General features: G+C 46.3%; 11 protein-coding genes and 2 pseudogenes. 8 read left to right on the top strand and 5 right to left on the bottom strand.

Translation table 11 applies throughout. The annotated features are described in order from the left end of the window. Both H6F66_RS22060 and recR read left to right on the top strand, forming a co-directional pair. Nucleotides 1-140 (top strand): annotated as a pseudogene (locus H6F66_RS22060) (photosystem II q(b) protein); the annotation flags it as partial. Between the two features lie 128 nt (nt 141-268). After that, nucleotides 269-880, top strand: a pseudogene (recR, locus tag H6F66_RS22055) (recombination mediator RecR). 95 nt (nt 881-975) lie between these two features. Here recR and H6F66_RS22050 read toward each other — a convergent pair. The 3 genes from H6F66_RS22050 to H6F66_RS22035 all read right to left on the bottom strand — a co-directional run bounded on the left by H6F66_RS22050 (nt 976) and on the right by H6F66_RS22035 (nt 3807). Continuing rightward, nucleotides 976-1686, bottom strand: a complete 711-nt coding sequence (locus H6F66_RS22050) for a Coq4 family protein (RefSeq protein WP_190425496.1) — start codon at nt 1684-1686, stop codon at nt 976-978. Nucleotides 1687-2040: 354 nt separating this feature from the next. Then, nucleotides 2041-3048: a response regulator gene (locus H6F66_RS28575; protein WP_242019100.1), complete on the bottom strand. Its 1008-nt coding sequence runs from the start codon at nt 3046-3048 to the stop codon at nt 2041-2043. Nucleotides 3049-3195: 147 nt separating this feature from the next. Further along, nucleotides 3196-3807 carry a response regulator gene (locus H6F66_RS22035; RefSeq protein WP_190425494.1) on the bottom strand — a complete coding sequence of 204 codons (612 nt, stop codon included), beginning with the start codon at nt 3805-3807 and terminating at the stop codon, nt 3196-3198. 447 nt (nt 3808-4254) lie between these two features. Between H6F66_RS22035 and lipA the strand changes: the two genes are divergently transcribed. Both lipA and H6F66_RS22025 read left to right on the top strand, forming a co-directional pair. Continuing rightward, a complete protein-coding gene (gene lipA / locus H6F66_RS22030) occupies nt 4255-5178 on the top strand; it encodes a lipoyl synthase (protein ID WP_190425492.1) in 924 nt (307 codons plus the stop codon). A 144-nt stretch (nt 5179-5322) separates the two neighbouring features. Beyond that, nucleotides 5323-5466 carry a photosystem I protein PsaX gene (locus H6F66_RS22025; RefSeq protein ID WP_190425490.1) on the top strand — a complete coding sequence of 48 codons (144 nt, stop codon included), beginning with the start codon at nt 5323-5325 and terminating at the stop codon, nt 5464-5466. Nucleotides 5467-5586: 120 nt separating this feature from the next. Here the strand turns inward: H6F66_RS22025 and H6F66_RS22020 are convergent, their stop codons facing one another. Then, the gene (locus H6F66_RS22020) at nt 5587-6453 is read right to left on the bottom strand and encodes a branched-chain amino acid ABC transporter permease (RefSeq protein WP_190425488.1); all 867 of its coding nucleotides are present in this window, start codon (nt 6451-6453) and stop codon (nt 5587-5589) included. Between the two features lie 66 nt (nt 6454-6519). On the opposite strand from H6F66_RS22020, the gene H6F66_RS22015 reads away from it, so the two are divergent. Next, nucleotides 6520-6714, top strand: coding sequence for a heavy-metal-associated domain-containing protein (locus tag H6F66_RS22015; RefSeq protein ID WP_190425485.1), 195 nt, complete (start codon nt 6520-6522; stop codon nt 6712-6714). 137 nt (nt 6715-6851) lie between these two features. On the opposite strand, the gene H6F66_RS22010 is transcribed toward H6F66_RS22015, so the two are convergent. Further along, entirely contained in the window at nt 6852-7043 is a 192-nt protein-coding gene (locus H6F66_RS22010) for a hypothetical protein (protein WP_190425482.1), read from the bottom strand. 107 nt (nt 7044-7150) lie between these two features. Between H6F66_RS22010 and H6F66_RS22005 the strand changes: the two genes are divergently transcribed. From H6F66_RS22005 to H6F66_RS21995, 3 genes are read left to right on the top strand one after another with little or no spacing between them, the layout of a single operon-like run. Beyond that, complete coding sequence (locus H6F66_RS22005; protein WP_190425479.1) at nt 7151-9454, top strand: heavy metal translocating P-type ATPase; 2304 nt, start codon at nt 7151-7153, stop codon at nt 9452-9454. A 16-nt stretch (nt 9455-9470) separates the two neighbouring features. After that, a complete protein-coding gene (locus tag H6F66_RS22000) occupies nt 9471-10004 on the top strand; it encodes a cupredoxin domain-containing protein (protein ID WP_190425476.1) in 534 nt (177 codons plus the stop codon). Nucleotides 10005-10008: 4 nt separating this feature from the next. Next, nucleotides 10009-10179, top strand: a complete 171-nt coding sequence (locus tag H6F66_RS21995) for a hypothetical protein (protein WP_190425473.1) — start codon at nt 10009-10011, stop codon at nt 10177-10179. The last annotated feature ends 11 nt before the right edge of the window (nt 10180-10190 follow it).

Here is a 10190-nt window from a genome sequence, read left to right as displayed (position 1 = left end):
ACACCTGGGCTGATGTAATCAACCGCGCCAACCTGGGTATGGAAGTAATGCACGAGCGTAACGCTCACAACTTCCCTCTCGACTTGGCAGCAGGTGAGTCCACCCCAGTTGCTTTGGTTGCTCCTAGCATCAATGGTTAATCGCTAGTTTTTCTAGCTAAAAAAGCGCTCCAAGAGGGGCGCTTTTTTTTTGGTAAAGTTATCCAAAGTAGGCTGGCGTTGCTTCACGTAGTGCCTACAGGAATGCCATCATAGTTATAGACAAATACATACTAGGAGAATAGACAACGTATACGCGACCCTTAGCTCGTCTGATCGAGCAACTACAACGTTTGCCTGGAGTTGGCCCCAAAACGGCTCAACGATTAGCCCTACATATTTTAAAGCGATCGCCCGAAGAAGTAGAAGCACTAGCTCAAGCTTTAATTGAGGCGAAAAAGCAAGTTGGTTTATGTAAGGTGTGCTTTCACCTTTCAGCTGAACCTGTCTGTGAGATTTGCCGCAATTCCAATCGCGACAACAGCACTCTTTGTGTGGTAGAAGATTCCCGCGATGTGATAGCGCTGGAAAAAACCCGCGAGTATCGGGGTAAGTATCACGTCCTCGGAGGTGTCATTTCCCCAATGGATGGCATTGGCCCCGACCAGCTGCATATCCAACCCCTGGTGCGGCGAGTCAGTCAGCAAAAAATTAAAGAAGTGATTCTGGCAATTAGTCCGAGTGTAGAAGGTGAGACAACGACGCTGTATGTCGGTCAGCTGCTAAAGCCATTTACGCGAGTAACCCGGATTGCCTTTGGTTTACCAATGGGGGGAGATTTAGAGTACGCCGATGAGGTGACGTTAGCACGAGCCTTGGAAGGAAGGCGAGAGCTAGATTAGTTGTAATTCTCATAAAGGGGTGGACAATATTGCTCCACCCCTTCAAAGAAGGAAACGTACTCTCATTGAGGCTCCCTTCTTACTTTGAAGCTTTATTAAGAGGCACCTGTGTTCAGAGCGTTTCCAGGCTCAGCCTGGAAACTAGGCAAATTCTGCCCAATCCCTAATTCAGCTCTCCACTCAGACAAAGGCTTATCCCAGTTTTCCTCCCACTTCTGAGCCAGGAAAGGTTTTGCATTCATCCCCATCCTATATCCCTGAGAAATATGGTCTAACACCCTGTTCAAATGTTCTGGAGACTTGATCAGCGTACTCAATAACCCTCCGGCTGTTAGTACCACTGACATAGTTCTGCGTGTCTGAGCCACATAGAATGCCTGTAAACCCAGTTCTCCGGCTACGTCAGTGCTAAAACCTGTAACTATATGCCAAATATCATGAGTCTGCCGGATGCGGAAAAGAAGGTAGCTGATATCATCCTCAACTTTTATCTTGCGGTAAAATTCTGGATCGAAACCTGCCTCCTTCATGTGAGAGGCATACTCATATCCCAGAGAACCTTCGGGACATTTTAGCAGCGCCTCCAGGTCTGGAGTTGGAGCAACGTAACGCTCTTGGATGATGCGCTCTACATCAGGGTTAAATTTTACATAATCCAGTGCCAGCTTAGTAGCATCTGTGTGCCGCAGTCCATCTTCGATATCGTAAACCGAGTCCGTTTGGTTGGGATCTTTGAGTAGAGAAACAACGCCTTTCAAAGTAGAAAAGAAATCAAGGTTTAAGCGTCGCCGTTCTCGTGACAACATACAATTCATCCTATAATCTTTGCTCAATCTTAGCCGTAGTTTTTTGTTAGTGGCATCCCCCTCCTATACCATTTTGGATGCAAGGATTTTGAATTGTGAAAGCCTTAATAACGTAGGTTGAGTGCTAGTAGGTTGGGTTGAGGTACGAAACCCAACATCTAGTCAATCGATTTTTGATGCCAGGATTTTGCGGAGGTTGGAGTTTCCGAAAGTTTGATGATTTTGGATTGACTTAGGAAGTGGTTGGGTTTCACTATCGTTGAACCCAACCTACTAGCACCTTGTGTTTTTTGCGGTTCATGTGATTTGTAGAGATGTTGCATACGTCTCTACAAATCAAATAAATTGCTGCTTTTAATGCAACTTCTGCTTGACGAAAGCCATAAGCTGAGCCAATTGTTTCTTCAACCCAGGAATCTCAGCTACTTGTTGCTTCAATCCATTAATCTCAGCCTGCATGGTGGCAATTTTTTCATTTAAAACGTGAAGTTGAACGCCTGCACTTGAGTCAGCGACTACTGCTGTCTGGGAAGAAGCCGTTCCAACGCTGGGTCGTACTCGTCTGGCTTTAGCCATTGCTGACTTGATGGCATCAGTTAATTGCTTGTTATTAAAGGGCTTTTCCAGAAATTCAAAATACTCAAAAGGTTCTGAAAGTTTCTCTTTCACCTCTTCTTTACGTCCAGACATTACCACTAAAGGAATTGTCTGTAATTCAGGCTGAGATTGCAGTTGCTGAAAAACTTCCCAACCGCCCAAGCGAGGCATTATCCAATCCAACAGTATCAAGTTTGGACTCTCTTGCCGAATTAAATTGAGTCCTTCTTCGCCATCTTTTGCTTCTAAAACTTCAAATTTGCCCTGAGGCAACATTTCTGGAATTTGACTCCGAATGACCTTGGCATCATCAATTATCAAGATTTTTTGAGTTGCCGCACTCGCTGGAGCTTTTTGGGCAGGCGGGGAAGCAGTTTGCCTTCGAGGCAATTTTGCTTTCGCCATTGCAGATTTCATCGCCTGAATCAGCGTCTTTTGCTGAAGCGGCTTTTCCACAAATTCAAAATACTCAAACGGTTCCGGAATTTTCTGTGTAACTTCTTCTTTGCGCCCTGACATTAACACCAAGGGAATTTTCTGGAGTTCCGGGGAAACTTGAATCTGTTGAAAAACTTCCCAGCCACTTTGTTTGGATGCTAGGAAATTCAGCACGATTAAATTCGGGCGTTCTTGGCGGATTAAATTGAGTCCTTCTTGAGTATCTTTTGCTTCTAAAACTTCAAAATTGCTTTTGGGTAATATTTCTCTGACTGCACTTTGGCTTGTGGGACTGTCATCGATAACCAGGACTTTGTTACTTGGCATAACTGACTCCTAGAAGTTGTGACTGAGGGCATTAAATGGTCTTATGTTGTTTTGCTCAACCGTAAGACTGCCCCCAATATAAGTTAGTTTAGCCAGAGATGAATTGGGATATCTCACGGGCAAGACGTATTGCCTAAATAGTAACTGCTACTTCAGCTTTTGTTGGATGAAAGCCATAATTTGAGCTAGCTTTTTCTTCAAGCCGTCAACTTCAGCGGGTACCGCTGCCATCTGAGCCATCTGTTTTTTCAAGGTGTCAATCTCAGCTTGCATTTTGGCAATTCTGGCATTTAGCTGCTGAATTTCAGCGGTGCCAGTAGATGAGTCTGGGGGAACTGTTTCTTTTACTACTGGCTGCGGGGACGGCGCTACCGCGGGGCGGAGGCTAGCTTTACGCATCGCTGATTTGATGGCGGCAATCAGTTGCTTTTGGTCAAACGGCTTGGGGATAAATTCAAAATACTCGAAGGGTTCCGAAATTTTCTCGGTCACTTCTTCTTTACGACCGGACATCAAAACTAGAGGAATCTTCTGAAGTTCAGGCTTGTTTTGAACCTGCTGAAATACTTCCCAGCCGCTCATTTTAGGCAACAAAAAATCCAACATAATCAAGTTGGGATGTGCCTGGTGGATCAGATTCATGCCTTCCAGACCGTCTTTTGCTTCTAAAATCTCAAAGTTACCCGGCGGTAACATATCGCGTACTGTATTTCTAATCACTCTACTGTCATCAATAACCAGGATTTTGTGACTTGCCACGACCGAACTCCTTAGAGGGGATTTTTAAAAAAAACTACGCTTAGTTTGAGACGACTGCTGCTTGCTCTAGATTTAGAACAAAAGCGACTAGCTTCAAAAACCGGCATAGCGTTCATACGCATCAGGATGATTTGCAATGTGTAGCGCCTGGGTGTTAGAGCTACAGCCCTATGAAGTTGTATACGCGATCGCGGTAAACTAACGCTACCGCTATAGTAGGTAATTCCTGAGCGGGTGACGTGCAGGGATACAGTTTTTTGCTTGACATCCTCAACGTTTTACCATCTCGACATTAAGCCAAAAAGCCAGCTGAGTGCCTAAATTCTAGATTAATCTGGTCTGGTCTGAAAGGGCAAAAAATCAATGTGGAACAAGAGTTAGAGTTAAATGCTTTAAGATTTGTATCATGTGGATGCTTACTTTGGCTGTTAGCCCACCGGAAGATTCATGGATCTGCCTACCGAAACGGATAATGTAACCCAGTTTAATGTGCATGAGTGGCGGTCAGAAATTGAGGCACTACCGTCTTGGTTGCGCCGCCCCATTGGGAAAGCTAGCGAAATCTCAACGGTGCAACGAATTATTAAGCAGCGACAAATCCACACGATTTGTGAGGAGGGGCGCTGTCCGAACCGGGGAGAGTGTTATGCCCAGAAGACAGCAACTTTTTTGTTGATGGGGCAAACTTGTACCCGTGCTTGTGCTTTTTGTCAAGTGGAGAAGGGACACGCACCGATGCCGTTAGATCCAGAGGAACCGCAAAAGGTGGCGACTGCGGTGCAGTTGCTAGGTTTGCGCTATGTGGTGCTGACTTCGGTAGCTAGAGATGATTTGCCGGATGGGGGGGCTGGTTGGTTTGCGGCGACAATGGCGGCGGTGAGACAGATGAACCCGGAAACCTTAATTGAGGTGTTGACTCCAGATTTCTGGGGGGGTAAGGAGTCGGGGGAAAAACAACGCCAACGAGTCGCAACGGTAGTTTCGGCTCAACCTGTCTGTTATAACCACAATATTGAGACGGTGCGATCGCTTCAAGGACGGGTGCGACGAGGGGCGCAATATGAGCGATCGCTTGATGTCCTGCGTTATGTTAAAGAACTCGATCCGACAATTGCCACGAAATCCGGTTTGATGCTGGGACACGGGGAAACGGAAGCCGAAGTAATTGAAGCGATGGCAGATTTGCGGGCTGCGGGATGCGATCGCATTACTCTGGGGCAATATATGCGCCCCTCTCTAGAACATCTGCCAGTCCAGAAATACTGGACACCAGAGGAGTTTGAAAAATTCGGTGCGATCGCGCGCGAGATGGGCTTTGCTCATGTCCGTTCTGGCCCCTTGGTACGCAGTTCCTATCACGCAGGGGAATAGGGAAGAAGGAGAAAGGGGCAACGAGAAATATTTTCATCCTTTTTTAGTACAACTGCGAAAATGAAAATATTTCTATCGAGTCGTGCTAATGGGGACAGCTCTTTGGTATTTCTTTAGAATGTACCAAATTAGGAGATTATCCTGATGACAGCTCAAGCTAAGCAACCCAAAGGTTCTCTTACCAAAACCAGTAGTCCTCCCTATCCCTTCCGCACTATCGTTTTACTCATTCTCTTAGCAGGCAACTTCCTGGTTGCTGGAATCTATTTCCACATCATCAACCCATAGTTGATGCAAAAGGTGGCAACGGATGGGGTAACAGATGTAACGGATGGGTTAATTTATGGGACTCATAGTCAACCGATCCGCCACATCCGCTACAAAATCCACTGCCACCTTTATCCTTTTTTAAATCGTCCCTTTAAACAAGCCTTGGGGACGGAAGAGTAGAATCAAGACCATAATCATCAAGGCAACGCCTTGCTTGTATTCCGAACCAAGTAAGGGGACGCTGACTTCTTGGGCGATACCAATGACTAAAGCACCCGCGATCGCGCCGTAGGGATTGCCAATTCCGCCGAGAATCACTGACGCAAACATCGGCAAAATCAAAAACCAGCCCATATTGGGACGAACGCCTGTAATTAGCCCATACATGGCTCCCCCCAGCGCGGTAAAAATCCCGGTAATTACCCAAGTCCAAATTACTACGCGCTCAACGTTAATGCCTGAGACACGAGCCAGATCAATATCATCCGCTACAGCTCGCATCGCTTTACCGATTTTGGTGTTTTGCAGCAGAAAATGCAGCGCTAAAATTGCCAGCACCGCCATACCTACTACCAACACTCGGTAATAAGCTACTTTGATTCCAAAAATGTCTATAGCGCTTGCTACGGGCAAGTTGTAGCGCTGGTTGCTGCCTCCCCAAATGAAGATGATGCCGTTGCGGATAAACAAGGCAAGTCCAATGGAGATGATTATTAGGGTGGTGGAGGAGGCACGGCGATCGCGCATTGGTTTCCACAGCAGCTGTTCGCTTAGTAGCATTGCTCCGACTGTTCCCCCAGCCCCCAAAATCATCGAGAGCCAGATATTTACCCCACTGGTATTTGCTAACCAGGTGAGATAAGCTCCCAGTGTCATAAAATCGCCGTGAGCAAAGTTGGAGAGTCGCAAAATACCATAAGTCAGCGTTAGTCCGACTGCCGCGAGTGCAATGATGCTACCTACGGCAATTCCATTCACAATTAATTGTGCAGTTTGTGTGTCCATTGGGTTGACTCTCCAGTTAAGAGGAGAGTTCATAATAGAAATTGAAAGAGTAATCTTGGTTTTACCATGACACTAGAACTGAAAGTACCGAGTATGGCTTGTTCTGCCTGTGTAGAGACGATTTCCCAGGCAGTTACCGCAATTGATCCAAAAGCAAAGGTAGACGCTGACACCAAAACTAAGGTGGTGCAAGTGGAAACACAACAGCCAGAAACGAAAGTTAGGGAAGCGATCGCTAACGCTGGATATCCCGTCGCCTAGTGTGTTTTCGGGATCGGGCATTTTAACTCATCTCAATTGCGGGATTTTGCCGTTTGTATGAGTCAGATACTGGCGAGTTTAGAAAAAGCGGAAAAGCGATCGCTTTTCTGCTTTTTCCCCAAGTATGCGATCGCTTCTCAAAGTTTTGCCCCAGTGATAAATTTTCGACCCCGTTGCACAGCAGCAGCGACAGAATTAAAAGTGCTGCCTTCGCCAATTTTTTCTCCGACGGGATTAAAAACTTGGAAGCCATAGCCGCGACTATTGCTGAATACTATCAGCAGCCACCCCTCAAAGGTTTCGAGATAGTTCAGTGTTTGCTGATTCATTGTTATCTTGCTAGGAATATCTAACTTTAGGAGGATTATCCAGCTTACCCCTTGACTCTCCAGTGCGCTAGAAGGTTTACCTTAAAATCAGACAGCAGGAGATAGTTATGGAAACACACTCTCTTAACTTACAAGGAATGAGTTGTGCTGCTTGCGCTGGTGCGATAGAAAAAGCGATTCGCAATGTTCCGGGCGTGAGGGAGTGCAACGTTAACTTTGGCATGGAACAAGCTACCGTCAACTATGAGCCTCAAGCAACGAGTTTAGAGGAAATTCAGCAAGCTGTAGCTGATGCGGGTTATGCAGCCCAACCAGTTCAGGAATTGGGAACCGGAGTTGATGATACTGAGGTAGCAAGTCGCCGCCAGGAAAAGCAACAGCTGACGCGCAAAGTAATATTAGGTGCAGTCATTAGTATTGTGCTAGTGGTGGGTTCAATCCCAGCGATGACTGGGTTCCACGTTCCCTTGATTCCAGCATGGCTGCATAATCCTTGGGTGCAGCTGGTGTTGACGACACCAGTGCAGTTTTGGTGTGGCGAGTCTTTTTTCCGGGGCGCGTGGAAAGCTTTGAAGCGTCATGCTGCTGATATGAATACGCTGATTGCGCTGGGTACAGGTGCGGCGTATTTATATTCGCTGTTTGTTACTATTTTTCCGGGAGTCCTGGGGCTAAGTAAGGATGTATATTATGAAACAGCAGTAGTAGTAATAACCCTGGTTTTGCTGGGTCGGCTGCTGGAAAACCGCGCCAAGGGGCAAACTTCGGAAGCGATTCGCAAATTGATGGGTTTGCAAGCTAAAAGGGCGCGTCTGATTCGGGATGGGCAGGAAATTGATGTTCCCGTTGAGGCGGTGAAAGTTGGCGATGCGATCTTGGTGCGTCCCGGCGAACAAATCCCGGTTGATGGGGAAGTGATAGAAGGCACTTCCACCATTGATGAGGCGATGGTGACGGGTGAAAGCGTACCTGTGAAAAAACAGCCAGGAGATGAAGTTATTGGGGCAACGATTAATAGAACTGGCAGTTTTAAGTTTCGGGCGACGCGAGTTGGGCGCGATACAGTTTTGGCGCAAATTGTCAAGTTGGTGCAACAAGCTCAAGGTGCGAAAGCACCGATTCAAAGATTGGCGGATCAAGTGACGGGGTGGTTTGTGCCTGTGGTAATAGCGATCGCGATCGCTACCTTCATCATCTGGTTTAACATCACGGGCAATCTGTCAATGGCTTTAATTACCACCGTTGGCGTGTTAATTATTGCTTGTCCTTGCGCTTTGGGTTTAGCTACGCCTACTTCTGTGATGGTGGGAACCGGAAAAGGCGCAGAAAATGGCATCTTAATTAAAGGTGCTGACAGTCTGGAAGTAGCTCATAAAATCCAAACGATTGTGTTAGATAAAACTGGCACTCTTACGCAGGGAAAACCCACAGTTACAGACTATGTAACGATGTTGGGAACTGCTAACCAAAATGAACTAAAACTCCTACGGCTGGCGGCAGCAGTTGAACGCAATTCAGAACATCCTTTGGCTGAAGCTGTTGTTAAATATGCCCAGTCTCAGGAAGTGAGTTTCCCATTGCCAGAGGCAAAAAATTTTGAAGCGATCGCGGGTAGCGGTGTCCAAGGTATCGTATCAGACCGACTGGTGCAAATCGGCACGCAGCGATGGATGGATGAATTGGGAATTGAAACCCTACCTTTGCAAGGACAAAAAGTTGCTTGGGAATCTGCGGGTAAAACTGCCGTTTGGATTGCCGTAGATGGAGAAATGCAAGGGTTAATAGCAATTGCGGATGCCCTCAAACCATCTTCAGGGGTAGCTGTGAGAGCATTGCAAAAGTTAGGTTTAGAGGTAGTAATGCTCACCGGGGATAACCGCCAAACTGCGGAAGCGATCGCGCAAGAAGTTGGCATCACTCGTGTCTTTGCAGAAGTACGTCCAGATCAAAAAGCCGCAATTATCCAATCTCTTCAGGCAGAAAAACGTCGAAAAGCCAGAAACAAATTTACCCTCTCGAAAATCCAAAATTCAAAATCGATTGTGGCAATGGTGGGGGATGGAATCAATGATGCGCCAGCACTGGCACAAGCAGATGTGGGAATTGCGATTGGGACAGGAACCGATGTAGCGATCGCAGCCAGCGACATCACCTTAATTTCTGGCGACTTGCAAGGCATTGTAACTGCTATTAGTTTAAGTCGCGCCACCATGCAGAATATTCGCCAAAACCTGTTTTTTGCCTTTATCTACAACGTTGCTGGGATTCCCATCGCCGCTGGAATTTTGTTCCCAATTTTTGGCTGGTTACTTAACCCAATGATTGCTGGTGCAGCGATGGCTTTCAGTTCTGTTTCTGTCGTCACCAACGCTTTGCGTTTGCGGAACTTTCAGCCGCGAGTCAATTTCTAAATACAGGCGATGACAAATGGTTACTCAAAAAAAGCTACTGCGTCATTTTTGCAATTTAGGTTTGTTACTTTCAATTGCTTCAATAGCACCAGTAAAAGCCGTTCCACCTGAGACAGCAATGCCAACTAGCCAACGCCAAATTGAACAACCTTTTGAGGTGAAACTGGGAGTTACATTGGGCGGTCTGGCGCTAATAGGGTTAGAACTTTGGTGGTTTTTGTTAAGTAAAAGCCAAGGGCAACAGGCAACAGCCAATCAAGGTATTCAAGAACTCACAATTAAAGTTGATGGCGGTTACAATCCAGATCGGGTAGTAGTGAAAGCAGGTCAACCTGTTCGCCTTAACTTTTTCCGCGAAGATCCAAGTAGCTGCTTAGAGAAAGTTATTTTACCGGATTTCCACATCGCTAAAGACTTGGATTTATATCGAGTAACGCCTGTAGAATTTACCCCACAAAAGCCAGGAGAGTACCCTTTTACTTGTGGGATGAATATGGCTAGAGGTGTGGTGGAAGTAAAAGCATCAGCTGCAACAAATCAAAATGAGTAAAATTATGAAAAACAAAGTCCAAATTTACGGTGTTGTCGGGTTGCTGGTAGGGGGCGCGATCGCAGCTGCTGGGATAATCCCTCTTTTGTTACTAGGGGGAGAGGATAATCAGGAAGAGATTCAACTAGCAATAGGGAAACTGACAGGAGAAGCGCGAAAATCATTCATGAGGTGAATTAATTTCAA

This window comes from Trichocoleus sp. FACHB-6 (assembly GCF_014695815.1).
Classification (GTDB): Bacteria; Cyanobacteriota; Cyanobacteriia; order Cyanobacteriales; family FACHB-T130; genus Funiculus; species Funiculus sociatus.
The sequence above is the reverse complement of the archived record's forward strand: the minus strand, read 5'-3'. Positions and strand labels throughout refer to the sequence as shown.